The sequence below is a fragment of the Ochrobactrum sp. SFR4 genome (assembly GCF_019730395.1).
In the GTDB taxonomy this organism is placed as follows: Bacteria; Pseudomonadota; Alphaproteobacteria; order Rhizobiales; family Rhizobiaceae; genus Pseudochrobactrum.
In genome coordinates, this window is the sequence record NZ_JAAPBB010000768.1 from 1 (window position 1) to 273 (window position 273).

The 273-nt window shown below is 68.1% G+C and carries 1 pseudogene; it reads right to left on the minus strand.

The annotated features are described in order from the left end of the window. Positions 1 to 273 (minus strand): annotated as a pseudogene (locus HBA93_RS21165) (Ti-type conjugative transfer relaxase TraA); the annotation flags it as partial.

Sequence of the window (273 nt, forward strand, 5' to 3'; positions counted from 1 at the left end):
CGTCCGACAGCCGGGCGGAAGCATCGCCGGCGCTGCGCTGAATGGCGGCGTCCTGCCGATCTATCGCCCGCTCGACATGCCGGCGATCGACGCCATGACCATGCGCGCCGTGCATCCGCTGCGCGCTCTCGATCATGCCGGATTCGATCTCGACCATTTCCCGCGTCGAATACCGCGCAAGCTCGATCTCGCCCGTTGCCGGGTCCGCGCGCTCGGGCTGCAACTCGACCAGCGCCGGCGAGGCCATCACCTTCGCAAAGGCGCTCTGGAACT